26 protein-coding genes and 1 riboswitch are annotated in these 24525 nt (G+C 44.9%); of the genes, 7 read left to right on the top strand and 19 right to left on the bottom strand.

Annotated elements, in window-relative coordinates; genetic code table 11:
* The first annotated feature begins 19 nt into the window (after positions 1–19).
* From gerAA to gerAC, 3 genes are read left to right on the top strand one after another with little or no spacing between them, the layout of a single operon-like run.
* Positions 20–1468 carry a spore germination protein gene (gene gerAA, locus NST79_RS17240; protein WP_212060799.1) on the top strand — a complete coding sequence of 483 codons (1449 nt, stop codon included), beginning with the start codon at positions 20–22 and terminating at the stop codon, positions 1466–1468.
* A complete protein-coding gene (gene gerAB / locus NST79_RS17245) occupies positions 1437–2534 on the top strand; it encodes a spore germination receptor protein GerAB (protein WP_047183155.1) in 1098 nt (365 codons plus the stop codon). The genes gerAA and gerAB overlap by 32 nt, the downstream gene beginning before the upstream one ends.
* A complete protein-coding gene (gerAC, locus tag NST79_RS17250) occupies positions 2531–3652 on the top strand; it encodes a spore germination receptor protein GerAC (RefSeq protein WP_015384607.1) in 1122 nt (373 codons plus the stop codon). Before gerAB ends, gerAC begins: the two co-directional genes overlap by 4 nt.
* 7 nt (positions 3653–3659) lie before the next feature.
* Here the strand turns inward: gerAC and liaR are convergent, their stop codons facing one another.
* The 11 genes from liaR to NST79_RS17305 all read right to left on the bottom strand — a co-directional run bounded on the left by liaR (position 3660) and on the right by NST79_RS17305 (position 13675).
* Positions 3660–4295 carry a two-component system response regulator LiaR gene (gene liaR / locus NST79_RS17255; RefSeq protein ID WP_003243201.1) on the bottom strand — a complete coding sequence of 212 codons (636 nt, stop codon included), beginning with the start codon at positions 4293–4295 and terminating at the stop codon, positions 3660–3662.
* Positions 4273–5355, bottom strand: a complete 1083-nt coding sequence (gene liaS, locus NST79_RS17260; protein ID WP_014480831.1) for a two-component system sensor histidine kinase LiaS — start codon at positions 5353–5355, stop codon at positions 4273–4275. Before liaS ends, liaR begins: the two co-directional genes overlap by 23 nt.
* Entirely contained in the window at positions 5352–6077 is a 726-nt protein-coding gene (liaF, locus tag NST79_RS17265) for a LiaRS two-component regulatory system accessory protein LiaF (protein ID WP_003228510.1), read from the bottom strand. The genes liaS and liaF overlap by 4 nt, the downstream gene beginning before the upstream one ends.
* Before the next feature lie 33 nt (positions 6078–6110).
* Positions 6111–6983: a DUF4097 domain-containing protein gene (locus tag NST79_RS17270; RefSeq protein WP_212060801.1), complete on the bottom strand. Its 873-nt coding sequence runs from the start codon at positions 6981–6983 to the stop codon at positions 6111–6113.
* A 100-nt stretch (positions 6984–7083) separates the two neighbouring features.
* Positions 7084–7761 carry a PspA/IM30 family protein gene (locus NST79_RS17275; RefSeq protein WP_015714684.1) on the bottom strand — a complete coding sequence of 226 codons (678 nt, stop codon included), beginning with the start codon at positions 7759–7761 and terminating at the stop codon, positions 7084–7086.
* A gap of 26 nt (positions 7762–7787) precedes the next feature.
* Complete coding sequence (gene liaI, locus NST79_RS17280; RefSeq protein WP_042974723.1) at positions 7788–8168, bottom strand: cell envelope stress-induced membrane anchor protein LiaI; 381 nt, start codon at positions 8166–8168, stop codon at positions 7788–7790.
* A gap of 161 nt (positions 8169–8329) precedes the next feature.
* On the bottom strand, positions 8330–9598 hold the full coding sequence (locus NST79_RS17285) for an MFS transporter (RefSeq protein ID WP_038427906.1): 1269 nt from the start codon (positions 9596–9598) through the stop codon (positions 8330–8332).
* A 176-nt stretch (positions 9599–9774) separates the two neighbouring features.
* On the bottom strand, positions 9775–10356 hold the full coding sequence (locus NST79_RS17290; protein ID WP_003228501.1) for a cob(I)yrinic acid a,c-diamide adenosyltransferase: 582 nt from the start codon (positions 10354–10356) through the stop codon (positions 9775–9777).
* A gap of 22 nt (positions 10357–10378) precedes the next feature.
* On the bottom strand, positions 10379–11707 hold the full coding sequence (locus NST79_RS17295) for an ATP-binding cassette domain-containing protein (RefSeq protein ID WP_212060923.1): 1329 nt from the start codon (positions 11705–11707) through the stop codon (positions 10379–10381).
* Positions 11707–12768: an iron ABC transporter permease gene (locus NST79_RS17300; RefSeq protein WP_015251250.1), complete on the bottom strand. Its 1062-nt coding sequence runs from the start codon at positions 12766–12768 to the stop codon at positions 11707–11709. The genes NST79_RS17295 and NST79_RS17300 overlap by 1 nt, the downstream gene beginning before the upstream one ends.
* Positions 12731–13675 carry an ABC transporter substrate-binding protein gene (locus tag NST79_RS17305; RefSeq protein ID WP_029318420.1) on the bottom strand — a complete coding sequence of 315 codons (945 nt, stop codon included), beginning with the start codon at positions 13673–13675 and terminating at the stop codon, positions 12731–12733. Before NST79_RS17305 ends, NST79_RS17300 begins: the two co-directional genes overlap by 38 nt.
* Before the next feature lie 104 nt (positions 13676–13779).
* Positions 13780–13919, bottom strand: a riboswitch (cobalamin riboswitch).
* Between the two features lie 153 nt (positions 13920–14072).
* Here NST79_RS17305 and NST79_RS17310 point away from each other — a divergent pair.
* Positions 14073–14864: an SDR family oxidoreductase gene (locus NST79_RS17310; RefSeq protein WP_015384617.1), complete on the top strand. Its 792-nt coding sequence runs from the start codon at positions 14073–14075 to the stop codon at positions 14862–14864.
* A 36-nt stretch (positions 14865–14900) separates the two neighbouring features.
* Here the strand turns inward: NST79_RS17310 and NST79_RS17315 are convergent, their stop codons facing one another.
* The 5 genes from NST79_RS17315 to sigO all read right to left on the bottom strand — a co-directional run bounded on the left by NST79_RS17315 (position 14901) and on the right by sigO (position 19228).
* Entirely contained in the window at positions 14901–15779 is an 879-nt protein-coding gene (locus tag NST79_RS17315) for an SMP-30/gluconolactonase/LRE family protein (RefSeq protein ID WP_212060803.1), read from the bottom strand.
* A 71-nt stretch (positions 15780–15850) separates the two neighbouring features.
* Positions 15851–17593, bottom strand: a complete 1743-nt coding sequence (yvrG, locus tag NST79_RS17320) for a two-component system sensor histidine kinase YvrG (RefSeq protein WP_014477955.1) — start codon at positions 17591–17593, stop codon at positions 15851–15853.
* The gene (gene yvrH / locus NST79_RS17325; protein WP_003243545.1) at positions 17590–18303 is read right to left on the bottom strand and encodes a two-component system response regulator YvrH; all 714 of its coding nucleotides are present in this window, start codon (positions 18301–18303) and stop codon (positions 17590–17592) included. The genes yvrG and yvrH overlap by 4 nt, the downstream gene beginning before the upstream one ends.
* Before the next feature lie 151 nt (positions 18304–18454).
* The gene (gene rsoA, locus NST79_RS17330) at positions 18455–18694 is read right to left on the bottom strand and encodes a sigma-O factor regulator RsoA (RefSeq protein ID WP_003228484.1); all 240 of its coding nucleotides are present in this window, start codon (positions 18692–18694) and stop codon (positions 18455–18457) included.
* A 3-nt stretch (positions 18695–18697) separates the two neighbouring features.
* Positions 18698–19228: an RNA polymerase sigma factor SigO gene (gene sigO, locus NST79_RS17335; RefSeq protein ID WP_014477957.1), complete on the bottom strand. Its 531-nt coding sequence runs from the start codon at positions 19226–19228 to the stop codon at positions 18698–18700.
* Between the two features lie 201 nt (positions 19229–19429).
* Between sigO and NST79_RS17340 the strand changes: the two genes are divergently transcribed.
* The 3 genes from NST79_RS17340 to rsiO all read left to right on the top strand — a co-directional run bounded on the left by NST79_RS17340 (position 19430) and on the right by rsiO (position 21331).
* A complete protein-coding gene (locus tag NST79_RS17340; RefSeq protein WP_212060805.1) occupies positions 19430–19582 on the top strand; it encodes a YvrJ family protein in 153 nt (50 codons plus the stop codon).
* 120 nt (positions 19583–19702) lie between these two features.
* Positions 19703–20860 carry an oxalate decarboxylase gene (oxdC, locus tag NST79_RS17345; RefSeq protein ID WP_014477958.1) on the top strand — a complete coding sequence of 386 codons (1158 nt, stop codon included), beginning with the start codon at positions 19703–19705 and terminating at the stop codon, positions 20858–20860.
* 60 nt (positions 20861–20920) lie between these two features.
* The gene (rsiO, locus tag NST79_RS17350) at positions 20921–21331 is read left to right on the top strand and encodes an acid stress-sensitive anti sigma factor RsiO (RefSeq protein ID WP_003243579.1); all 411 of its coding nucleotides are present in this window, start codon (positions 20921–20923) and stop codon (positions 21329–21331) included.
* Positions 21332–21364: 33 nt separating this feature from the next.
* Here rsiO and NST79_RS17355 read toward each other — a convergent pair whose 3' ends face one another.
* Genes NST79_RS17355 through NST79_RS17365 form a run of 3 tightly spaced genes read right to left on the bottom strand, consistent with a single transcriptional unit; the run spans position 21365 to position 24453 of the window.
* A complete protein-coding gene (locus tag NST79_RS17355; RefSeq protein WP_212060808.1) occupies positions 21365–22594 on the bottom strand; it encodes an ABC transporter permease in 1230 nt (409 codons plus the stop codon).
* Complete coding sequence (locus tag NST79_RS17360; protein ID WP_069322897.1) at positions 22587–23276, bottom strand: ABC transporter ATP-binding protein; 690 nt, start codon at positions 23274–23276, stop codon at positions 22587–22589. Before NST79_RS17360 ends, NST79_RS17355 begins: the two co-directional genes overlap by 8 nt.
* The gene (locus tag NST79_RS17365) at positions 23260–24453 is read right to left on the bottom strand and encodes an efflux RND transporter periplasmic adaptor subunit (protein ID WP_021480587.1); all 1194 of its coding nucleotides are present in this window, start codon (positions 24451–24453) and stop codon (positions 23260–23262) included. Before NST79_RS17365 ends, NST79_RS17360 begins: the two co-directional genes overlap by 17 nt.
* Between the last annotated feature and the right edge of the window lie 72 nt (positions 24454–24525).

The raw sequence follows: 24525 nt of genomic DNA on the forward strand, positions 1-24525 counted from the left end.
TGGATAAGAGGTGACCTCATTGGAACAAACAGAGTTTAAGGAATATATACACGATAATTTAGCATTGGTGCTGCCAAAATTAAAAGAAAACGATGATCTGGTGAAAAACAAAAAAATGCTTGCGAACGGACTGGTTTTTTACTATCTCTATTTCAGTGAAATGACTGATGAGAATAAGGTGTCAGAAGCCATTAAAACTTTGATTAAAGATGAGGAGACCTTAACGCTTGACCAGGTCAAAAAACGCCTTGACCAGCTTGACGCAAGACCTGTTGAAACTGCAAAAAAAACGATTGAATCGATTCTCAACGGCAATTGTGCTGTGTTTATCAACGGATTGGATAAAGCCTATATTCTGACCACAGGAAAGAAAAAAACAAGAAGCCTGACAGAGCCGACAACTGAAAAAGTGGTTCGGGGCCCAAAAGTAGCGTTTGTAGAGGATATTGATACAAATCTCGCTCTGATCAGACAAAGAACCTCTCATCCGAAATTGATCACCAAAAAAATCATGATCGGCGAAAACAAGCTGAAGCCTGCAGCCATTATGTACATTGAAGGCAAAGCAAAAAAGTCCGTCATAAAAGAAGTGAAGGCGCGGCTTAAAAATATCCAGCTGGAAGATATCCAGGACAGCGGAACGCTCGAGGAGCTCATTGAAGATAATAAATATTCACCATTTCCGCAGATTCAAAATACGGAAAGACCTGACAAAGTATCTTCAGCCCTGTTTAACGGCCGTGTGGCAATTTTGGTCGACAGTTCACCATTTGTGCTGCTGGTGCCGGTTTCTCTCGGCATCCTGATGCAATCCCCGGATGACTACTATGAACGCTGGATTTCAGCATCTCTTATCCGGTCGCTGCGCTTTGCGTCTATCTTCATCACCTTGTTTTTGTCATCGATTTATATTGCACTCGTTTCCTTCCATCAGGGGCTGCTGCCGACCGCACTCGCCGTCACGATTTCGGCGAACAGGGAAAACGTGCCGTTCCCTCCGATATTTGAAGCCCTGCTGATGGAAGTAACCATCGAGCTGCTGAGGGAAGCCGGGCTGCGTCTCCCCAATCCGCTCGGACAGACGATCGGTCTCGTCGGGGGCGTAGTCATCGGACAGGCGGCTGTAGAAGCGAATCTCGTCAGTTCGATTATGGTCATTGTCGTCAGTGTCATTGCCCTGGCATCCTTTACCGTTCCTCAATACGGAATGGGTCTATCTTTCCGGGTGCTGCGTTTTATTTCGATGTTTTCCGCCGCTATTTTAGGGCTGTACGGCATTATTTTATTTATGCTTGTCGTTTATACGCACTTAACGAGACAAACGAGCTTTGGGTCTCCGTATTTTTCGCCGAATGGATTCTTCAGCCTGAAAAATACGAGTGACTCCATTATCCGTCTCCCAATTAAAAACAAACCAAAAGAGGCGAATAATCCAAATGAGCCAAAAACAGACTCCACTGAAACTTAATACCTTTCAAGGTATTTCTATTGTTGCAAATACAATGCTTGGGGCCGGACTTTTAACATTGCCGCGAGCGCTGACCACTAAGGCTAATACGCCTGACGGCTGGATCACGCTGATATTAGAAGGTTTCATTTTTATTTTCTTCATTTATTTAAACACGCTCATTCAGAAAAAACATCAATACCCTTCACTCTTTGAGTATTTGCAGGAAGGGCTTGGGAAATGGATCGGCAGCATCATTGGCCTTTTGATCTGCGGCTATTTCCTCGGCGTAGCCAGCTTCGAGACCCGGGCAATGGCTGAAATGGTGAAGTTTTTCCTGCTGGAGAGAACCCCAATTCAAGTCATTATTTTAACGTTTATTTGCTGCGGTATTTATTTAATAATTGGAGGTTTAAGTGATGTGTCGCGGCTGTTTCCCTTTTATTTAACGGTAACCATTATTATTTTGCTGGTTGTATTCGGAATCAGTTTTAAAATTTTTGATATCAATAATTTGCGTCCTGTTTTAGGCCAAGGCCTTGGCCCCATTGCAAACTCCCTTACTGTCGTTTCCATCTCTTTTTTAGGAATGGAAGTGATGCTGTTTCTCCCTGAACATATGAAGAAAAAGAAATACACGTTCAGATATGCGTCTCTAGGATTTTTGATTCCGATTATCTTATATATCCTGACGTATATTATCGTTGTCGGAGCTTTGACCGCTCCCGAGGTGAAAACGCTGATTTGGCCGACTATTTCTCTCTTTCAGTCCTTTGAGCTTAAAGGCATATTCATTGAACGGTTTGAATCGTTTTTACTGGTGGTCTGGATCATCCAGTTTTTCACCACATTTGTCATTTACGGATACTTTGCCGCTAACGGGCTAAAGAAGACATTCGGATTATCGACTAAAACAAGCATGGTGATTATCGGCATAACGGTCTTTTATTTTTCTCTCTGGCCGGATGACGCCAATCAAGTCATGATGTATAGCGATTATCTTGGCTATATTTTTGTCTCCCTGTTTCTGCTTCCCTTCATTCTCTTTTTCATTGTAGCTCTCAAGAGGAGGATTACAGCAAAATGAAAATTCGGATTTTATGTATGTTTATATGCACTCTATTGCTGTCCGGATGCTGGGACAGTGAGAATATCGAGGAATTAAGCTTAGTGATCGGAGTAGGGCTAGACAAGCCTGACGATGACAATTTAGAGCTGACACAGCAAATTCTCGTGCCGAAAAAAATCAGCTCCAAGGAGGGCACTTCTTCTGACCCGACACAGCTTTCTATCACAAAGGGTGAAACTGTCCATCAAATGATGAGAACATCTGCATTAAAGCATAACCCTACGTTTTCACAGCATTTGCGTCTCATTCTGCTTTCCAAGAGCGTGATTGCGGATGAGATTGGAATGGATGCGATCATTAACCAGTTTGTCAGAGACAACGGAACAAGGAGGAGTTCGTACGTCTTTATCACCGACGGCCGAACTAAGGATATATTTAAAAAGAATGATGAAGGCGAGCCCGCATCCAATGTGATTTATGATCTGACAGAGAATAATAAGGTTACGATCAGAATGATGGAGCCTGTTACATTGGGGGAGATTTCAGAACACTTAACCTCTGACGATTCATTCCTCATCCCTCATGTCGGTGAGGAAAACGGTAAGCTCGCAATAAACGGAGCCACTATTATAAAAAATAAATTATGGCACCGGGATCTCACCCCGATTGAGGTTCAAAATATCAACTTATTTTCAGGCACTGTCGAGGGAGGCGTCATTGACTTGAAGCGCGATGGCCATCTCTTTTCTTATGAAGTATATTCGAGCAATCGGAAGATCAAGACGGCCTATAAGGACGGAAAGTTCAAATTCACTGTCACCCGCAATATTGAAGGGCGTCTATCAGAAGACTGGAATCCCAATGAAGATTCGTTTAAGGATTCATATATCAAAAATATTGAAAAGACAGTTGAAAAACGGGTACACGATACAGTAACAGCATTTATTACAGGGAAACTCCAGAAAGAGATCAAAGCGGACGTCACCGGGCTGGGAAACGAGGTCAGAATTCATTATCCTCAAAAGTGGAAAAAGATTTCAAGAAAATGGGATGATGATTATTTCAGCAATGCGGAAATAGACTACCGGGTCAATGTGATTGTCAGAGACTTCGGAACGAAAGGCGCAAACAAATAGCAACCGCCTAATTTACGAGATGATTTCGGTGTGCGTACACCGCCGCCTGCGTCCGGTCACTGACATCCAGCTTTGATAAAATATTGGTAATATGTGTTTTGACTGTTTTAATCGTAATAAACAGTTCCTCGCCTATTTCTTTGTTTGTCTTTCCTTCTGCGATCAGGCAGAGTATTTCGAGCTCCCGTTTCGTAAGTGATTCATGCGGGAGCGCGTTTTCACCTGAGTGGCGCAGCCTGGATAATACTTTTCCCGCCACTTTTGACTCCAGCTTCGGCTCTCCTTTGCTTGCGGCGCGGATGGCATCGGCGATTTCTGCCGCTTTTGAGGTTTTCAACAGATAGCTGAGCGCGCCAGCTTCAATAACCGGGTACACTTTGTCATCATCAATGAAGCTAGTGAGCACAATAATTTTCGGATCGGAAAGCTCCCGGCAAATTTGCTTTGTAGCTTCAATGCCATCCATGCCCTCCATGACAAGATCCATTAAAATGACATCAGGCGACAGTTCCACAGCAAGCCGAACACCTTCGCTGCCGTCCGATGCTTCGCCGATGACTTCAATATCGGGCTGCGCCTCCAAAAAAGCCGCGAGCCCCATTCTGACCATTTCATGATCATCAATCAATAATACTCGAATCACGTTCGTTCTCTCCTTTTTCTTCCGGGAAAATCGGGACCTTCACTTCGATTTGGGTGCCTTTTCCTTCTACTGAAATCACTTCGGCGACCCCGCCGATTTCACTTGCACGTTCTTTCATAGAATTCAATCCGTATGAGGATGCTTTCACCTGGTCCATTTTGAAGCCTTTTCCATTATCAATCACCTTCAGACGGAGCTGGCTGTTCTTTATGCCCAGAATCACGGTTACTTTTGACGCTTTTGAATGTCTAAATACGTTTGAAAGGGCCTCCTGCACGATTCTGAACAAGTGGTCTTCAACACCCTTGGATATCGCTGTGTCCTGTATATCCCACTCAATATCAATCGGCTGCTTTTTTCGGAACTCGTCCAAAAGCTCCGTAAGGCCCTCCTTCAGCCCTTTTCCTTCAAGGGTAACAGGCCGTAAATGGAGCAGCAGCGCCCTCATCTCATTTTGGGCTTCGCCTGCCATATGCTCTACCATCCTGATCCGCTTGACTGTTTTGTCATCAGCATCCTTGACATGTTCCAGCACGGCTGATGTCATCATCGATATGGCAAAGAGCTGCTGGCTGACCGCATCATGAAGATCTCTGGCCAATCGCTGGCGTTCTTCTGAGATAACCGACTTCTTCATTTGAGCCTGCCATTCCGCACGTTCATTGGAAAGTTTCTGGAGGGATGCGACTTGAAGTTCCACGCGCTTCGCCATTTCGTTCAGCTGATCAGCAGCCAGGCCGATTTCATCATCACCGAGCGGCGGTATCCGATAAGCGAAATTGCCGTTTTCAAAGGTTAAAATGGATTCAATTAATGTATCAATCCTTGTCTTCAACCGGTTGCCGTACATATACCCTGAGGCGAAACCGACGGTCACGCTGATCAGAAGCAAAATCAGGATAAACGGAATTCCGAACCAGCTAGATGACAGCAAAACAAGCGGATCGAGCCGATAGTAAAACATCATAAAGGAAATCAGGCAGGCAAAAAGGAGCAGGCTGATTCCCGTTGTCATGCGGATGGCGCGCCATTGGAGGCTGGCAAGCATTTTTTTTCTCATACGTACTTCACATCCACATCACCGATAAATAAGGAAACGGACACTTTGACTCGGCGCTTTGACTCGCTGAAATCGGTTGACGCGGCATATACCTTCGTGCTTAATCCGCTTTTCTTCGAGCCGATCAGATTGATGTCACCTATAAAAACAGCTGAGCTGACAGCCACTTCAAGGTCCGATGGTACATAAATATCAACGTTACCAATGACTCCGCTAATGACGATTGTACTTTCTCCCTCGGGAATCATCGCTTTAGATAAATCGATTTTGATATCACCGATAAAACCAGAGACATTTAAATCATTCAGGTCAAACGGCTGCTTCATCATTTGCAGCTCACCGATAAAAAAGCTGCGCATGTCGGGATGTTTTACATCTTTTGGCGGATCATGATGTTCTTTTTTATTGAGGTTGACCTGTTTCTCATTCGGTTCGAATATCGGCTTCCCTTTGACAAGCCTGTAGCCGGCGTAAATCAGAAATGCGGCAAACGCATAGCCGAATAAATTAAAGGTGATGCTGAAGAGGTTTTTCAAAAATAGAAACGCGGCAAAGATATACATGACGGAGCCAAGCCAATCACGGGAATATTTTTTAAGGAAATAGCCGGCAATCAGAAAAAAGAGCGGCCAAAACAGCAGATCGCCTATTCCGATAATTTGCAAAAACATACTGATGCCGAATAAAGCAATGATCAATCCGAGAAGCTGTTTTTTTGTCATTCCTGGTGTCCGCCTCCTTTCTTCTGCCTGGTGCTACCGTATCGTTAGATCCCCGCTGTCCGTTTTGATGTCGATTGGATGCCGGCCGCTTCCTTGCGTGCCTGTGATGTGATGCTGTTCTTTATGTGCTTTGTCAGCAAATGAATACGGCGAACTGACGTCACCGCTTGCTGATAAAGCATTGACTGCAAAGCTGCCGTTTTGGGGAAGGCTTAAATTAGCATCACCGCTTGTCAGCGTGACAGATACGGGACCGGTTACCTTTTTCAATACAGCATTAAAATCTCCTGAAGTCATTTTCACATCAAGAGAGCCTGATACATGAACCAGATTTGCGTCCCCTGAAGCTAAATCAATGCCGGCTGTTTTGGAGACGGTATTTGAAATGGAAACATCCCCCGATGATGCCTTCACTTTCAGGTCTTGAATGCGGACGTCCGTCACGCTCGTATTTCCGCTCGCAGATACTGCGTTCAGCCCGGAAAGCGCAAGATGGTCATTCCCGGCCACAGACACGTCACCGCTTGAGGTTCGTACTGCCAGATCACCTTTATAATCATACGGAAGCCTGACGATAAGAGTTGAACGGTTAAACCCATTCAAAAATTGAAATTCTTTTTCCTTTACGGTCAGCTCCAGTTTTCTTTTGTTTTCAGTAACAAATAACTTTCCTGAGTCTCCTGAAATGCCTGCCGATATGTCACTTCGTTCTTCCGCTATAATCCGGACATCCTTGCTATCCGACTCAATGACCATGCTGTCAATGTCCCGCGGCGATGCGCTGGCTGAATCGGCTTCTGTGCCATTTATGAAACCCAGGCCTGCAGCAAACACATCTTTTACGACAACAGCGAAAAAAACCAGAATACCGGCAGTGATCAACAGTTTGCCAAGCATTTTTTTCATTCGGTTTCATCCTTCTCATTCATTCTATTATAAAGGAAAAGCTTGCGAATTGATACGTGCGGAAGGGAAGGACTTGACCGCAAATCCTTCCCCGTTCCGCTTATTCATTTGCCGCTTGTGTCTGGTCTGATTTTTGCAGTGAAAGTGTCCGCATTTTTTCAATCTCTGCTTCCACATCGTCTGCAAATTCTTTACGTGTAAGTTCTGCGCCGGCTTCCGCTGACTTTGAATAATTCGCGCGGATTTCCATTTCTTCAATACGATTTTCAATACGCAAAAATTCACGATACGCGCTTTCACTGTCAATTTTGTCAAATGTCGTATTCATATGCTCTTTAGCTTTCGCCGCATTTGCCCGCGCAATCAGCGCCTGTTTTTTATCCTTTACGTCCTGAAGCTTTGTTTCAAGTGCAGCCAGCTGCTCTTTCAGATCGGCCAGCTGACTGTTTGCCTGTTCATAGGAAGCTTTATGCTCAGCCGCCTTTCCTTCTAAATACTTCATTTCAGTCAGCGCCTTTTTCGCCAGTTCTTCTTCACCTGCGTCAAATGCGAGCTGTGCCTGATTTTTCCGTTTGCCAGCCACTTCAGCGGCTTCTTCATATTTTTTCTTAAATTGATAGGCAATCGTGTGCTGTTTCACAATTGTTTGCTTTGCTTTTGCGATGTCGCTTTCCATATCGCGTACATATTGATTCAGCATCACCTTTGGATTCTCCATTTTATCAAGTCCTTCATGAACTGACGCAACAAACATGTCTCTGATTCTTTTTAATACCATACCTGATTCCTCCTAATATATTGATATTATTTTTTCTTCAAAAATTCTTCCCATTCGTCATCAAAGTGAGATTGGTAGGCAACAGAAGCCGGTTCAGGATCAAAAGATGATACACCGTTATCAGCTGATCCGTTTTTCATCAGCTTCCAGCCGTAATAAACCATAGCGGCTGCCAATGCGATTCCGACGACAAACGGAAGTGAGCAGATGAGCATAATGGCTCCGATACCACCCACAATGATTCCCGTGATGGTTTTTCCCGCGGCAAACCTTTTGACTCCTGCGTATGTCATTAAGCCCCCGATGGCGAGCGGGATGATAAAGCCGAAGCTTCCTCCTCCAAAAAAGACGGAGATCCCAAATACAATTAATAAGAATCCGCCTATTGTTTTCTTGTTTATTTTCATGCAGATCCTCCTTTCGTTTTCCTTGTCTTCATCTTATACAAGTTGGAAGATATGCAAAACGAATCAGAGATTGATTTTTATATAAGACCGGAGTCGTATCTCGCACAGGACCCATCGGCACAAAAAAACGCCATGCACGAGGCATGGCGTTTCAAAACCCTTTACAGATGAACACTTGCTTCCCTTTCTTTAATCAGGTCGGACCTTTCTGCTTTGGCCAGTTTTGTAAACAGCAAGATTCCGATACCCGCAATAATTTCGACAATCCCGCCGGCAGCAATCACTGTTCCTGAGCCGAAAGCATTAGCGGCATACCCGCAAATGACAGCTCCGGCAGGGATCGAAATATTGGAGATCATATGTATAACGGCGTAAACCTGCGGCTGATCCTCACTATCCACAGACGTCTGGATAATCGTGTACTCAGGAACATTAACAGCACTGACTGCGGCGCCAAAGGTAAAAGCAGCGAAAAAGACGAGCGGCAAAAAGGTATTCATCCCGGTAATAAAGAAAGCAAATCCTTCAATAATACCGGCAGTGACGAATAACAAGCCGTACCTGTTTACCTTGACTTTCGCCAGCACAAACCCTAATAAAAACGCGCCCGCGGCGGTGGTGGCCTTTAAAAGCGAGTATACGATCGGCTGGCCGTTTAAATCTTCCGCAACGTATACGGCAGAGAGCGCTTCCCATGGGGCAGCCGCGAAATTCATAAAGATACAGTAAATGGCGAGCGGGTATAAAATCTGGTGTTTTCTGACGAGCCTAAAGCCGCGTTTCAGTCTTCCGATATATGTGCCTCTCTGTGTAACAACCGCAGACTCTGATTGAGATTCAACCGCAGTGTACTTAATAAAAAGAACGAGAAAACCTGACACCAAATAGAGCACAAGTGCGATAAGCATGGTATAAGAAGGACTGATAAATGTAAGAAAAGCGCCGCATAATGTGACAGCCCCGAGCCTAACAATTTGAGCGGAGGACTGCAGCACAGCATTTGCTTTTTGAATGCCCTGTTCATTGACGATTTGAGGAATCAAAGCGATAGAGGCGGGATTGTAGGCAGCTCCAGTAGCTGAATGCACAATCATAAGCGTCATGACAAACCACAGCGGAGAGAAGCCCGCAAAATGACATAGAGGGATAATCAAAACAATCGCCGCCCTTGTCAGATCTGAAAAGTACATCCAAAATTTCAGCGTGGTCTGTTTCATAAAAGGCCCCGTCACAGGCGCCAGAACGGCTTCCGGCAAAAACGTGACAGCAATCAATAAAGCAGTGCCGATCGCACCTTTGCCGTCATAAATTAAAAACCATAATATTGAATTAAATGCGAACATATCGCCGGATATCTTGACTATTCTTGAGAAAAACAGATAATTGAAATTTCTCTTCCAGATGCTATCACTTTCAATCAATTTCACCATCCATCAGAGCCCCCCCGTTGCCTATTTTTTACATCTATTTATTACAATATCTCATTTTTCCATTTTTCAGTCAATAATTCATAAGGTTCATTTTTTGTCGTAAAATGGGAAATTGACAGAGTGAAAAACAAAAAAAGCCGGCATGTATTTGAACACGCCGGCTTCCTTTTCACTTTTTATGATTCACTGCTGTTTCGGTCCCGAAACACAATGGCACTTCTTTCATATTCTACATCGCCAATACCGCTTCTTGCATTCACAACCCGGGCGGCGGCAAAGAAATAATCGGACAGACGATTGAGATAACGCAGCACTGTTTCATGAATCTCCTCCGATTTCATCAGCGCCACCACTCTTCGTTCTGCCCGCCTTGTAATGGTGCGTGCGATATGGAGAAGCGAAGCACACTTTGATCCGCCTGGAAGAATAAATTTCTTCAGTTCCGGCGCTTCTGCTGTATAGGCATCAATGCGCGTTTCTAAAAAGGAAACAGATTCTTCCGTTAGTTTATAGTCTTTTCTTTCTGTGACGATTGCCAGATCGCCTCCGCAGTCAAACAGCTCATGCTGGATGGTCAGAAGCTCGGCTGTCAGATCTTCAAAGCCGGGCTGCCCGGAAAGCTCTGCCAAAGCAAGCCCGATAAAGCTGTTAAGCTCGTCAATCGTGCCGTAGCTTTCGACGCGTAGGCTGTCCTTGTCCGTTCTGCCCCCGACTAAGCCCGTTTGTCCCTTATCGCCTGTTTTTGTATATAGTTTCATACCCTGAATCTCCTTTACAGACTTATTCAAACAACTCAGCAGCCTCTTTTACACATTCAGCTGTCCCTTTCTTTATCAATTGGTTCAGCCGCTGTTCTATGTTTTCGGATTGCTGAGTTTGAGTCGCGGCGATGAGAATATCACCTGTGCCTCCTCCGTCTCCCAGCACTTTCGTCCGTTCTGCTTCGGCAGCCATAAGAGCTTTGATGAAGAATTGATCTGCCGCATAGCCGTTTATCAAAATCCAAATCGAAAAGCCGGTCTGAACGCATATGAAAACGGATAACTCTCTGTCTTCATACGTTCGATACACGAAACGGTCAAGTCTTTCTGAAGAAGCCATCGCACACGTCTCCTGCAGTTGAAAACCGCTTTCTGAAAGACAGGCCGTAAGTCCTTCTATCGGATCTGGCTGATCTGGCAGCCGTTTATGGATCAGCGTCCTGCTCCACGAAAACCCTGCACCGATAGGCGTCGAGGACAATGTTCGAAGCGGGATTTCCGTTTGCAGAAGAATGTCATCACGCCCCGCTTGGAGCAATGCTTCAAATGAGATAGACTGCCGCTTCACGCTATCTTTTTCAGGCTGAATCACAATCATCGGTTTAGGTGAGCTTTGATGTACCAAGGCGGTGACATCTGTATCGTACACCGCCTTTATGCTTTGTTCTGTGACAGCATATTCCGGTTTTTGCTTAGGCCCGGCGGTACCGTTTTTCATAAACATGAGCTCATCACAGTACAGGCTTGCGGTGTTCAGATCATGAAAAACGCTGACAGCTGCCAATCCGCTTTCTCTCGTCAGGCGTTTGATCAGATCAAGCAGGTCTTTTTGATAAGCCAGATCGAGAAAATTAGTCGGCTCGTCCAAAAATAAAATACGCGGCTGCTGCGCCAAAGCTTGTGCCAAATACACCCGCTGCTGTTCCCCTCCGCTTAGTTCGCGAATCGGCTTTTGCGCAAAATCGGCCACTCCTGTTTGCTCCATTGCTTCCTGTACAATGGCTTCATCCTTTTCAGTCTGCTGTCTGAACAGCCCCGTTTGGAATGGATATCTGCCAAAGGCTACAGTTTCTTCGACGGTAAAGGTGAAGGCTTGATCCGTTTTTTGCGGCAGGACAGCCATGATTTGCGCCAGTTCCTTCGGTTTAAAGTCCGCCAGCAGTTTTCCGGCCAGATAAACGCTGCCTTCCTTGGCCGGCAGCGTGCCTGTCAGCAAGTGCAAAAGCGTGGTTTTTCCGCTTCCATTAGGGCCGAGAATTCCGAGAAATTCTCCTTTCTCCACTGTTAAGCTGACATTGTTGATTAGGCGGCGGTCCCCGTATCCTCCCGACAGCCCTTCTGCCTTCATCATAAGCTTCTCCCCCCGCGGTGCTGCCGAATTAAAATAAGAGCGAACACAGGTGCTCCCGCCAAGGACGTAATGATCCCGATCGGCAGTTCAATCGGCTCAATGATGGTTCTGGAAAGCAGATCGGCTAAAACGAGAAACCCTGCCCCTAGCAAGGCGGACAGCGGCAGTAAATGCCGATGGTCCGTTCCCCACAAAAGCCTTGTGATATGCGGAATCACAAGGCCGACAAAGCCGATCGTGCCCGATACTGCCACAGCGCTTCCCGTCAAAAGAGATCCTGCTATTAATATCATCATCTTCCTCTGCTGAACGCTGACTCCAAGAAGCTTTGCTTTATCTTCTCCATATGTCATCACGTTCAATTCCCTTCCGTTTATAATCAATAAAGTGATTCCCAAAAGAAAAAACGGGAGAAACAAAATAACATAGCTCCAGCCCCTCATTGAGACGCTGCCAAGCAGCCAATGCACAATCGGAAGCAGGTTGTCTCCTGTCAAGGCGATGATAAGAGAAATAAATGCGCCCAAAAAAGAGTTAGTGATGACACCGGTCAAAATGAGGGTGGAAACAGACATCGAAGCATGAACGAGGCGGCTGAAGAAAAGGACTGCCGCCATCGTGGCCAGTGCCGCGGCTACACTCACAACCGGGAGTGTAAACTCTCCGATGACAGGAAGGTGCAGACCTAAGAACAGAGTCACAACAGCTCCGACTGAAGCACCGGATGACACACCTAGCGTATAGGGATCAGCAAGTGGATTTTTCAACAATCCTTGAAAAGCGGCCCCTGCAACAGAAAGAGCCGCCCCCACAAGGGCGGCCAGCACAACTCTCGGCAGTCTGATATTCATCATAATATTAGTGTACATCGGATCATCAGAACCGATAGAGCCGCCGAAACCTTGATGCCAAAAGACACGAAAAACAGCGGGAATAGGAATATGCAGGCTGCCGCAAGAAATTCCTAAGATGATGCTCACGGCTAAAAATGAGAAACCAATGATATATGCGGCATAACGATTATTCCTTAAACGTATCCGGGTAAATGCTTTCCGCAAGTTCTTCGACCCCTTCGATCAGACGGGGACCGGAACGTGTCACAAGATCTGGGTCCACATCATATACACGCTGATGTTTCACAGCATTGATTTCGCTCCAGCCATCGCGTTTTTCCACAGCTTTCGCTTTCACACCGTCCGTTGTAACAATTGCATCAGGATTGAGTTTTACGATCGCCTCATCTGTCATTTGCACCCATCCTGTCTGATCCGCAGCTGCGTTTTTAGCATGGATGACATTCAGCATTTCATTCATAAACGTATCTTTTCCGGTTGTATAAATGTTAGGATCAGGAGAAACCTCGATAAATACGCTTTTCTCCTCGTCTTTTGAAATGGTTTTCGCTTTTTCTTGAATATCCTTTAGATCTGATTTCATGCTTTTCACGAGCTGATCGGCTTTTTTCTCCGCCCCGCCAGCTTCTCCGATCATTTCGATTGATTTGTACACCTCGGAGAATGATTGTGCATCATTGACAGTCAGCACTGTAATGCCCGCGTCCTTCAGCTGTTTGATGGCATCCGCTGATGCTGACATGGAAGACTCATGGGCCAGAACGAGATCTGGTTTTAGAGAAATGACTTTTTCAACGTTTACATTCATATCTCCGACTTTCTCAACCTTTTTGACTTCCTTTGGATAGGTATCGTTTGTGGTGACACCGACCACTTTGTCACCAAGGCCGAGTGCGTATGTAATTTCTGTGTTGCTCGGCATTAATGAAACAATCTTTTTTGGCTCTTTTTTGATGGTTACATCTTGGTTTGACGCATCATCAATGGTGACAGGGAACGCTTCTGTTTTTTGTTTTGCCTTTGAATCCTTCTGATCCGCAGGATTGCCGCAGCCTGCCAGCATAACAGCAGCCAACAGAAGCGCAGCCCATATCCCGGCTCGTTTTTTCATAATCTTTTCCTCCTAAACGAACTAAAAAAGCATCTCTACGACGGTAAAGATGCTGTAAACAACACAAAAAAGCCTATTGTTTACACATCATCTGTCCTCGCAGAATTCGTGCTGATCAAACAGGCAGGTATCCTGGCTCTTGGCGCTTGGCCAATTACAGTGGCGGGACCGCACCGGCTTTTACCGGTTTCCCTTTTAAGCCGGCTGTTGTTCACGGACCGGCACCTATTTGACATTCGTATCCGTTTTTCGGAGTAATTATACTATATGACTGACAGGCTTGTATATGTGTCCTGAATGACTTTTCCCCATATTGTGTATGGAAGCAAAATCCTCGTAAACACTAAATTTGATCTTGTATACTTAATACCATCATCAATCAAAAGGAATGATTCTTATGGATTTACAGCTAAAAGACAAACTCGTCTTAATCACCGGCTCGACGTCCGGCATCGGGAAAGCCGCCGCAAAAAGCTTTCTGCAAGAGGGTGCGGCAGTCATTGTCAACGGACGCAAACAGGAGACTGTCGATCGCACGATTGAAGAGCTTTCTGGCTATGGAACAGTGCACGGTGCTGCTGCCGATTTGTCAAAAACAGATGAAGCAGCGGCTTTTATTGAAAAAGTAAATGAAATCGGTGATATCGATATCCTTGTCAACAACCTTGGTTTCTTCGAGGTAAAAGACTTTGCCGATGTGACAGATGAAGAGTGGAATCAATATTTCGAAGTGAACGTGATGAGCGCCGTTCGGACAAGCCGTCACTTCCTTCCAAAAATGCTTGCCAAAAACAGCGGCCGTATTTTAAATATTGCAAGTGAAGCAGGCGTCAAACCGCTGCCAACGATGATTCCATACTCAATGACAAAAACGGCACTGATCAGCCTTTCAAGAGGAATGGCTGAAATGACAAAAGGCACAAATGTGACGGTCAACTCAGTGCTCCCGGGACCTACTTGGACAGAGGGCGTGGCATCCTATATGGAAGGCGCCGCACAAGCAGCCGGCCAGGATACAGATACATTTATCAAAGACTATTTCAAGGTCAATGAGCCAACCTCGCTTATTCAGCGATACGCGACAGCAGAAGAAGTCGCTAACACAATCGTATTCCTCGCGTCTGACGCCGCATCCGCCATTAACGGCACGGCACAGCGTGTGGAAGGCGGCATTATCCGTTCTCTGTAGTATAAAAAAACGCATCCGTGTTTCGGATGCGTTTTTTTATACGTCTCCAGCAAATGGTACCGGCTGATATCCGCCTGTTTCCAGTTGTGCTGAAAACAACCCTCCAGCGTGAGGCTGCTCGTATCTCTCTTTTTCTGTCATTTGTTCTGTTGCCGTTGTAATGTAAAGGGTTTTTAAGTCTCTGCCGCCGAACGCGCAGCACGTGACATATTTAGCCGGCACGCTGATTGAATTGATTTCTTTTTTCTGAAACGGGTCAATGTGAACAACGCGGCTGCCGCCAAACAGCGCCACCCACAGCATGCCATTTTGGTCAATTGTCATGCCGTCCGGTAATCCGTCTGACTGATCAAAACGATAGACAGGTTCTGGATTCGAAACATCTCCGCTTTCAGGATCATAGCTGTAACGCACAATCTCCTGCGTCGGCGTATCGATGTAATACATCAAATTCCGCTCGCGGTCCCAATCCAAACCGTTTGAGGTGGAGACTTGATCCTTGATTTTGACAAGACTGCCGTCTAGATTCAAACGGTACAGCGACGCCTGTTTTTGCTCGCCTTCCATGCTCGTCGTCCCCGCCCAAAGCCTTCCGTAAGGGTCACATTTAGCATCATTAAATCTCAGGCTCTCATGCATGTCCTTCGGCTGTTTAATTTTTTCCAAGCTGTCATCCCGAAGATGATACAGGTAAAACCCGTCCTTCATCGTCATAATCAGTTCATCCTTTGAATATTTCGCAAGCGCCGTCACAAAGGATTTGAATTTGATCGATCGGTTGATTTTTTCTTCAGGGTTAAAGATGTGAAGCTCGCTTCCCAGGATATCAACCCAATATAAGCGGCCGTTTTCTTCATCCCATAACGGGCCTTCTCCAATCACTGCCCGAGTGTCTGCTTCCAATACTGCATCCATGTGTTACACCTCTTTAGCTTCAGTCTATATATTGTTATTCCCGGCAAAGAGGTGTCCAAACCACTTGATGTTTAATGTTTTTTAAAAAGGATGGTAATGACCGTTCCAATGTTCATTCTGCTGTTCACATGTATCGTTCCGTTATGCAGATGGACAAGCTCCTTGGCAATCGCGAGCCCGAGACCCGTTCCGGCAGTTGAATCTTTTGTGTTCGTCCCTCTGTAGTAACGGTTAAACAAATGGGTAATCGTTTCTTCATCCATTCCTTTCCCATTGTCCTTCACCTTTAAAGATATATGATTTTTTGTTTGCTCCAGAATGACTTGAATCTCTGTTCCTTTGTCGTTGTGCTTCACGGCATTCCCAAGGAGGTTTTCTAATATGCGCCTGAACCACGCTTCATCAAGGGCAAATTCAATATGCTCTTCTTTGGATACAAACGAGATATCATAGCCTTCAGAAAACGGATTTTTCTTAAAATCCTCAATGACATTTTTAAAAAACGGGATAAGGCTAGTGAGATTTCTCTCAATAGGAAGAGCATCATTTTTCAGCCGATACGTTAAATTTAAGTCTTCAATCAGCTTAGACATGTATTCAGATTTTTCTCTGACAACCTGCCCCATTTCTTTCACTTCTTCCGGCGACCAGTCATACTGCTTCGACTCGAGCATCATGCTGTAGCCGTAAATGCTGCTGAGCGGTGTTTTTAAGTCATGTGACAAACCGGCAATCCATTCTTCCCTTGTCGCCTGGATTTTTTCTCTGTTTCTTTTATCCCTTCTCAGCGTTTCAGTCAGCTGATCCATTGATTCAAATATCTCACCGAAGAAGCGGTACGGCTGTTTGATTTTTCCCTTTTTATTTTTGCTGACAGGACGGCCGTCCCGGTTTCTGGGTTCCTCAAGCTTCCCTTTTGACAGATTGACCAGCCATCTAATCGTATGAAAAATCGGCAGCCCGAATCGGAACATATACCAAACGGTCATCCAAATGATATACATGAACAAAACGGCCATCACGAGAAACATCGCTTTTAATACAACCTTCAGGAACGATTTGTTAAACTCCTGATCGGTTACATAGACAGGGTTCGGCACCGTAGCGACCATCCATCTGTCTTTATTGAGGATCTTAACGGAAATTTCCCGCTTATAGTTCCAAGGTTTAGAGCTGTATTTAAGCAGCTCCAGCTGGTTCATCGTTTTTCTTTCGCTTTTTGTGCTGTTGATGCTGTCGAGAATCTTTCCATTGCTGTCTAACAGGTAAATGGCGCCTTTTTTCCGTTTAATATAGTCGATGGTACTAGACTTATAGTGCGCTAGTGAGTCTATCTTTTGTTCGCGCTTTTCAACGGAAGTCAGGAGCTGTTCACTTTTTGATTTCCAGCCGGACAATAGAAGATACGACTTATCTTCAATATTGATGGCCCAATAATTCAGTTTATAGTTATGAAGCTTTTTGGTTTTATAAATAGACAAAAGCTCTTTCTTGGTATAGGTGCCAGGCACGTCTTTTGGCACGCTGTAGGAATAATCAGTGTTTCCTTCCGAATCAATGATTTGCATCCAGCCGTGCTGTTTATCAACAGATTTCTTCAGGAAATTATCCACTTCCCATGTCCCGTCTTCGTTTACATCGAGATATGCCTCAAGTGTGTCGGTCGTTGCTTTCGTCAGCCCTGAATTGGATTCCGCATCGCTAAAACGAGCGTCTAAATAGAAAAACGACGCAACAAGCATAACCGTAAGCAGCAGGATCACAATCAGCATCTGACCGAAAAAGTGAAACAAAAACTTCCATCTTAACCTCATGACCGCTTGCCTTCAGGATTTGGGATAAAACGATAGCCGAGACCTCGAACGGTTACAATATACTCCGGATTGCTCGGATCGCGCTCAATCTTCTCCCTAAGCTTGCGAATATGAACCATGACGGTGTTGTTGTCACCGTAGGAAGGATAGCCCCATACTTTTTCATATATTTGATCTTTGGAAAGCACCACGTTAGGGTGTTCACAAAAATACTGCAAAAGCTGCAGAAGCTGGGCTGAACAGGCAACGGCTTCCCCGCCTACGATCAACTCGGCATTTTGCGGAGAAAAAGTAAAGTAATCATATGTGTAGGTTTGATTTGAACTCGTTTCTTTCGATTGATATGTACGCTTGAGATGCGCTCTGATCCGCGCCGCTAATTCCAGCGGATTAAATGGTTTTGTGATATAGTCATCAGCTCCAACCGCAAAGCCCGATAATTTGTCCGCGTCGGATGATCTTGCCGTCAGGAAAAAAATCGGAGCGTCTGAATACTCTCTGATCAATGTGCAGGCTTCAAAACCGGACATTCCGCCCATCATGACATCCAGCACAATCAAGTCAACCTTATTGGCCTTCACAACGGGAATCGCTTCTTCTGCGCTTGCCGCATCCAGTATATTTCGATAACCTTCTTTTTCGAGAACGCGTTTGATCATGTCCACAATCGCTTTCTCATCGTCTACGATTAAAATTGACGCATTTTCCACTTTTATGTTCCTTTCTGTCACTGTTTTTTTCATCTTATCATTATATCGTTTATTTATGGTACATTTTTGAATACATTGGAGCTTGGCAAATCAAAACAGCAAAAAAGGAGCAAACAAGCGCTCCCTTTTGATGTTTTTTCATATGAAAATATTATGAGTTCTCATCCACCATGTACAAAATAAACTCCCAAAACCCCGGTACATCCTGACATAAAAGCATATCAGCCTTTTCAAACATTTTGATCTTCAGCTCTTGCTCTAAATCTTCTCTTTCTTGATAGGACGTATTGCTGAGTTTTTTTCTGATCATCGGTGAAAAGCATGCAATCAGGTGCTCAATGTCATAAGTCTCGTCTTTTTGTTTCTTTTTTTGTTCAAACTGGCCGTCCACAGCTTACTTTTCCCCCTTTTTTTGCGCCGCTAGCTGCTTTCTGATATTCTCCAGCCCCTTTTTATGAATGTTGGAAATGTTTTGTCGGGACTCCCCTAATGAATCTGCAATCTCCTGCATCGTGGCACCGTGAAGATACACTTTCGTCAGCACACTTTTTTGTTTGTCAGTCAGCTTCTGAATCGCTTGGTAGAGCTGGTAATCCTGAACATGCTGGCTCAAATCATCCTGCCTGTCTAAAAATTCTTCAAATGCATCGCTTCCTGTTTCGGAAGGAAGCCGATCTCCTGCCTCCGGATGATCAACCGTCAGCGGATACCGTTTTTGATTTTTGCGAACCCGCTTATCAAAATCAATAGAAAAGATGCGGATCATTGAATTCATATACTTGACGATGCGGATTTCTTTATAAAACTGCTTAAATAGCTCGTCCAATGATTTTGCATCTTTTTCGTTAGGGCTTTCCATTACGTTTTTGAACAAACGGTAATGCTGAGGATTGCTCAAAAAATGCTTCACGATGGGATGCTTCATTATCTCCTTACATTTTGACCGTAAAAGACTTTGATAGTCCATCAAACCGCCTCCCTACTAAATTAAATGAAGGAAAGCAAAAAAAAGTAAACTACTACTTTCCGACTAGTGTCTTCCAAAATACTTTGCAGCAGTTTACGTTTTATCGGATTTCCTTCACTTACATACATGACTGCAGAAAAAGAAGGGAGGTATTTTCCTATGGATCAGATTTTTATAGAGGAAGTCGTAAAACAGATAGGCAATTTGGGGTTTCCCGCGCTGATTGCAATGTACTTGCTGACCCGATTCGAAAAGAAGTTTGATCAATTAATAGAACTAATGACAGAACTGAAAGATCATGCAAAAAAATAATTTTTCAATCGAAGTTGACTTTTCACTGGTTTTTTTCACTTAACAAAACAGAAGGGAAAACGAAAGGCCTTTCACCTTCTCTTTCTGCTATCACATTTAAATGTAAGGAGGAAACATTTCATGAAAAAACAAAATGACATTCCGCAGCCAATTAGAGGAGACAAAGGAGCAACGGTAAAAATCCCGCGCAATATTGAAAGAGACCGGCAAAACCCTGATATGCTCGTTCCGCCTGAAACCGATCATGGCACCGTCAGCAATATGAAGTTTTCGTTCTCTGATACTCATAACCGATTAGAAAAGGGCGGATATGCCCGTGAAGTGACAGTACGTGAATTGCCGATTTCAGAAAACCTTGCATCCGTAAATATGCGGCTGAAGCCAGGCGCCATTCGCGAGCTTCACTGGCATAAAGAAGCAGAATGGGCTTATATGATTTACGGAAGTGCAAGAGTCACAATTGTAGATGAAAAAGGGCGCAGCTTTATTGACGATGTAGGTGAAGGAGACCTTTGGTACTTCCCGTCAGGCTTGCCGCACTCCATCCAAGCGCTGGATGAGGGAGCTGAGTTCCTGCTCGTGTTTGACGATGGATCATTCTCTGAAAACAGCACGTTCCAGCTGACAGATTGGCTTGCCCACACTCCAAAAGAAGTCATTGCTGCGAACTTCGGCGTGACAAAAGAAGAGATTGCCAATTTGCCTGGCAAAGAAAAATATATATTTGAAAACCAACTCCCTGGCAGTTTAAAAGATGATATTGTGGAAGGGCCGAATGGCGAAGTGCCTTATCCATTTACTTACCGCCTTCTTGAACAAGAGCCGATCGAATCTGAGGGAGGAAAAGTATACATTGCAGATTCGACAAACTTCAAAGTGTCTAAAACCATCGCATCAGCGCTCGTAACAGTAGAACCCGGCGCCATGAGGGAACTGCACTGGCATCCGAATACACACGAATGGCAATACTACATCTCCGGTAAAGCTAGGATGACCGTTTTTGCATCTGACGGCCATGCCAGAACGTTTAATTACCAAGCCGGTGATGTCGGATATGTACCATTTGCAATGGGTCATTACGTTGAAAACATCGGGGATGAACCGCTTGTCTTTTTAGAAATCTTCAAAGACGACCATTATGCTGATGTATCTTTAAACCAATGGCTTGCCATGCTTCCTGAAACATTTGTTCAAGCGCACCTTGACTTGGGCAAAGACTTTACTGATGTGCTTTCAAAAGAAAAGCACCCAGTAGTGAAAAAGAAATGCAGTAAATAAAAGACTTGCGGCTTGCAGAGAGCACTCGTTCTCTGCAAGCCTTCATAAGGAGCTGAACCAGTGAAACATCAAAACCCTTCAAAACGCTTATTGCGGCTCTCCATAAAGTACTTGCTGGCCGCAGCAGCAGTGGTGTTGACCTATTTTGCTGTCATCTATATATTGTTTTCTTTAGCGGGAACGAGCTACCGCTCAGCAGCTCATGTCCTGCTTTTTGCCGTGGTATTTCTTGTTCTCGGATTATGCTTTGAACCATTTGAAAGGCTGATGATACATAGCTTTACATTTTTCAAGACAGGAAAACGTCTATTCATTCTCCTTGCCGGCATCGTACAGCTGCTATTTTTGTGGATGACTGCTCATACAACAGACCAATTGATCAGCGACATCTGGCTGTCCACCACAGAAGAAATGATTGTCGCAGCCGTTTTTTTGATTTTAGACAAATGCAACTCGGCTCTTCCCAGCTAAAAAAAGAACGCATTCCAATTGGATGCGTTCTTTTTATTCATAGCGAAGCGCGTCTACAGGCTGAAGCTTCGAAGCCTTGATAGACGGAAGCAAGCCGAAGATAATGCCGACTGCCATTGAAAAGATGAGTGCTCCGACAACAGCTGGAATGGAGACGATAAAAGGCATCGGAAAAATGACCGTCAGCAGCTTGGCGATGCCGAAGCCCGCCAGCACACCGAGTATTCCGCCAATGCTTGTCAGCACGACAGCCTCGGTTAAAAATTGAAATAAAATCACACGCCGCTTAGCACCGAGCGCTTTCTTAATTCCGATTTCCCTCGTGCGCTCCGTTACGGAAACGAGCATAATATTCATGACGCCGATACCGCCCACCAAAAGTGAAATACTGGCGATTCCGCCAAGCAGCAATGCAAATGACTGATTAAAGGACTCCACTTCCTGCGCGATCTCCTGAAGATCTATTACACTGTACTCTGCTTTTTCCAGCTCAGCTTCTGACAGTCCCTGATTTAAAAGATCTGCAGCCATTACACCCGCTTCTTGGATATGCTCAGAAGAATCAGCCTGCACGGCAATCTGCGTTGGCGCGTCAAACCCTTCAATAAGCGGCCACACTTTTTTCGGCACGTACAAAACCGGGTTCGCATAGTCGCCTTCAAACATGCTTTCCTGTTGATTTTTTTCTTTAAAAACACCGACGACCTTAAACGGCACACCATTCATCTCAATGCTTTTATGCAGAGCTTCTCCGTCTGGAAACAGTTCATCTCTGACAGCTTCATTGATCATCACTACTTGGTGTGTGCTGTTTAAATCGTTTTCCGTCAGCTTTCTCCCTTCGGTTATTCGGATTGGAAACATGTCGAAGTAATCATCGTCCACTCCATACACTTGGGGATACGAAACGTTTGTTAAATGAAAAACGCTCGCGCCTTCTGACAAGTAATATAAGGATAATCCTTTGACCATCGGATCTGATTTGATCGCCTTTACTTTTTCTTCCGCTACAGGCGGCGCGGACGCATACGACACCTGAGGGCCGCCGCTCTCCTCTTCTCCGCCAGACGGCTGATAGACAACATTGATGGCGTTGTTTCCCATGCCGATCATACTTTGCTTTAATTGCTCACTTTGGCCCTTCAGCATTGAAACAATCGCGATGATTGCCGCTATGCCGATAATCACGCCGAGCATTGTCAGAATGGATCTTAATTTATGAGAGAAAATGGATTGAAAGGAGATTCGAATATGTTCAAGCATGGCTGATATCCCCTCTCTCATCTAATACCAGCTCTCCGTCTCTGATAAAAACGGTTCTGTCAGCTTTTTTGGCGACGTCCGGGTCGTGGGTTATCATAATAATGGTCTTGCCTTCCCGATGCAGTTCAGAAAACAGTGACAAAATTTGTTCACTTGATTTGGTATCAAGCGCCCCGGTCGGTTCATCAGCTAAAATAAACCTCGGCTGATTGACAAGGGCCCTCGCTATCGCCACCCGCTGCTTTTGGCCGCCGGACAGCTTAGGCGGTTTGTAGGAGACCCTGTCTTTTAATCCGACCTTTTCCAGCGCTTCATATGCCCGTTGCCTTCTATCTTTTTTCTTCACTTTATTGTAGATCATCGGCAGCTCGACATTTTGCAGCGCGGTGAGACGCGGCAGCAAATGGAAAGTTTGAAACACAAACCCGATTGATTCATTGCGAATTTCGGCTAAAGCCCCGTCTTTCCCTTTCAATATATCGATCTGGTCAAGCGTATAGGTTCCTGAGGTTGGCCTGTCCAAACAGCCGATAATATTCATTAGCGTTGACTTTCCAGAACCGGAAGGCCCCATAATAGCTAAAAACTCCCCCGCCTGAACAGTCAGATTGATATGTTTCAAGATTGGAACTTCTTCTTTTCCCAGCTTGTACGACTTCGAAATATTATTCAGTGTCAGCATTGACTGTAACCTGCTTTCCTTCCTTGACCGCGGGATCAGGATAGATCACATAATCTTCCGGCGTCAGGCCGCTCTTAATTTCCACCATGTCATTTTCATCAGTCTCTCCGATTTCAACAGGCTGCTTAACCGCTTTGTGATTCTCATCAGCTTTCCATACGTACGGTTCGCCGTCATCCTGAATGACCATGTCGGACGGCAGCTTGATCGTGTCCGCATCAGCATTATCACTCATCACTTCGATGTTGACATGATAGCCGACTTCAAGACCTTTATGGCTGTCTAATAAAATGGTGAAAGGATAGTTAGAGGACTGGGGATTCATTTCTTCATCAGCAAAGCTTTCTGATTCTTCACCCTCGCCTGCTCCCGCTGGAAGCTTGCCGATCGAGGTGACCTTTCCTTTCCACTCGCCCTCACCGCCTGTTTTCAGCGTGACCCTGACTTTGCTGCCTTTTTTGATCGTGTCCATTAACAGCTCATTGATTTGGCTTTTGACCAGATATTTGCCTGTCGAAACAATCTGGATATACGGGCCTGCTGCCTGGTCGCCTGTTGCACCGTCAGCGATATCCTGATTGACGCTTTGAACGATTCCGTCATGCTTGCTTGTAATGACATTGGAACCTTTGTTTTTCGTCAGGCCAGCCAGTTCTTTTTGATGCTGCTTCAGTTCAAGCTGGCTTGTTTTCAAATCGAAATTGGCTTGGTCAAGTTCATCTTGAAGCTGGGTTTTCTCTTCTTTCCCTGCAACTTTCAGCTTCTTTTCCGTTTCCGTTATTGATTTTTGCAAACGGTTGATTTGCAGATTTGTCATTTCAATTTGCAAATTGGCTTGCTCCACTTCATCAGAATGATCCTCGCCCTCATACTCAAAAAGCTTATCGCCCTTTTTAACCTGATCACCTTCTTTGACGTATGTTTTTTTAATGCTGCCTTTTTCTGAATCTATGTATACTTTCTGCTGTTTCTCAGGTTCAACCTTTCCAGAAAACGTTTGGCCTGATTCTGAATCTCCTCCCATGTATACCGCGACCGATTCAGCATAGGGCTCCGATGATACGGCAACTTGGTTCATGTGAGTAAAAAAGTAAAAACCGCCAGCGCCGATCCCAGCCAATACAAGCACACCGGCACATATCGCACCGCCAATAAGCCATTTTTTCTTCTTGGACACAACGATCTCCTCTTTCTGTAAACTATGTAATATTTTCGAAACATTCTAACCAATATTATCTATTAATTCAAA

Source organism: Bacillus sp. PS196 (assembly GCF_037963555.1).
GTDB classification, from domain to species: domain Bacteria; phylum Bacillota; class Bacilli; order Bacillales; family Bacillaceae; genus Bacillus; species Bacillus subtilis.

What these genes read in the sequence shown, in the direction of transcription:
- NST79_RS17275 (WP_015714684.1), bottom strand. Translation starts at nt 7,761, where the DNA reads ATGGTATTAAAAAGAATCAGAGACATGTTTGTTGCGTCAGTTCATGAA.
- NST79_RS17355 (WP_212060808.1), bottom strand. Translation starts at nt 22,594, where the DNA reads ATGCTTGAACATATTCGAATCTCCTTTCAATCCATTTTCTCTCATAAA.
- NST79_RS17270 (WP_212060801.1), bottom strand. Translation starts at nt 6,983, where the DNA reads ATGAAAAAAATGCTTGGCAAACTGTTGATCACTGCCGGTATTCTGGTT.
- liaI (WP_042974723.1), bottom strand. Translation starts at nt 8,168, where the DNA reads ATGAAAATAAACAAGAAAACAATAGGCGGATTCTTATTAATTGTATTT.
- oxdC (WP_014477958.1), top strand. Translation starts at nt 19,703, where the DNA reads ATGAAAAAACAAAATGACATTCCGCAGCCAATTAGAGGAGACAAAGGA.
- NST79_RS17295 (WP_212060923.1), bottom strand. Translation starts at nt 11,707, where the DNA reads ATGAAGGCAGAAGGGCTGTCGGGAGGATACGGGGACCGCCGCCTAATC.
- NST79_RS17310 (WP_015384617.1), top strand. Translation starts at nt 14,073, where the DNA reads ATGGATTTACAGCTAAAAGACAAACTCGTCTTAATCACCGGCTCGACG.
- NST79_RS17340 (WP_212060805.1), top strand. Translation starts at nt 19,430, where the DNA reads ATGGATCAGATTTTTATAGAGGAAGTCGTAAAACAGATAGGCAATTTG.
- sigO (WP_014477957.1), bottom strand. Translation starts at nt 19,228, where the DNA reads ATGAAGCATCCCATCGTGAAGCATTTTTTGAGCAATCCTCAGCATTAC.
- liaF (WP_003228510.1), bottom strand. Translation starts at nt 6,077, where the DNA reads ATGACAAAAAAACAGCTTCTCGGATTGATCATTGCTTTATTCGGCATC.
- NST79_RS17360 (WP_069322897.1), bottom strand. Translation starts at nt 23,276, where the DNA reads ATGCTGACACTGAATAATATTTCGAAGTCGTACAAGCTGGGAAAAGAA.
- gerAC (WP_015384607.1), top strand. Translation starts at nt 2,531, where the DNA reads ATGAAAATTCGGATTTTATGTATGTTTATATGCACTCTATTGCTGTCC.
- liaS (WP_014480831.1), bottom strand. Translation starts at nt 5,355, where the DNA reads ATGAGAAAAAAAATGCTTGCCAGCCTCCAATGGCGCGCCATCCGCATG.
- gerAB (WP_047183155.1), top strand. Translation starts at nt 1,437, where the DNA reads ATGAGCCAAAAACAGACTCCACTGAAACTTAATACCTTTCAAGGTATT.
- NST79_RS17315 (WP_212060803.1), bottom strand. Translation starts at nt 15,779, where the DNA reads ATGGATGCAGTATTGGAAGCAGACACTCGGGCAGTGATTGGAGAAGGC.
- NST79_RS17285 (WP_038427906.1), bottom strand. Translation starts at nt 9,598, where the DNA reads ATGGTGAAATTGATTGAAAGTGATAGCATCTGGAAGAGAAATTTCAAT.
- yvrG (WP_014477955.1), bottom strand. Translation starts at nt 17,593, where the DNA reads ATGAGGTTAAGATGGAAGTTTTTGTTTCACTTTTTCGGTCAGATGCTG.
- NST79_RS17290 (WP_003228501.1), bottom strand. Translation starts at nt 10,356, where the DNA reads ATGAAACTATATACAAAAACAGGCGATAAGGGACAAACGGGCTTAGTC.
- NST79_RS17305 (WP_029318420.1), bottom strand. Translation starts at nt 13,675, where the DNA reads ATGAAAAAACGAGCCGGGATATGGGCTGCGCTTCTGTTGGCTGCTGTT.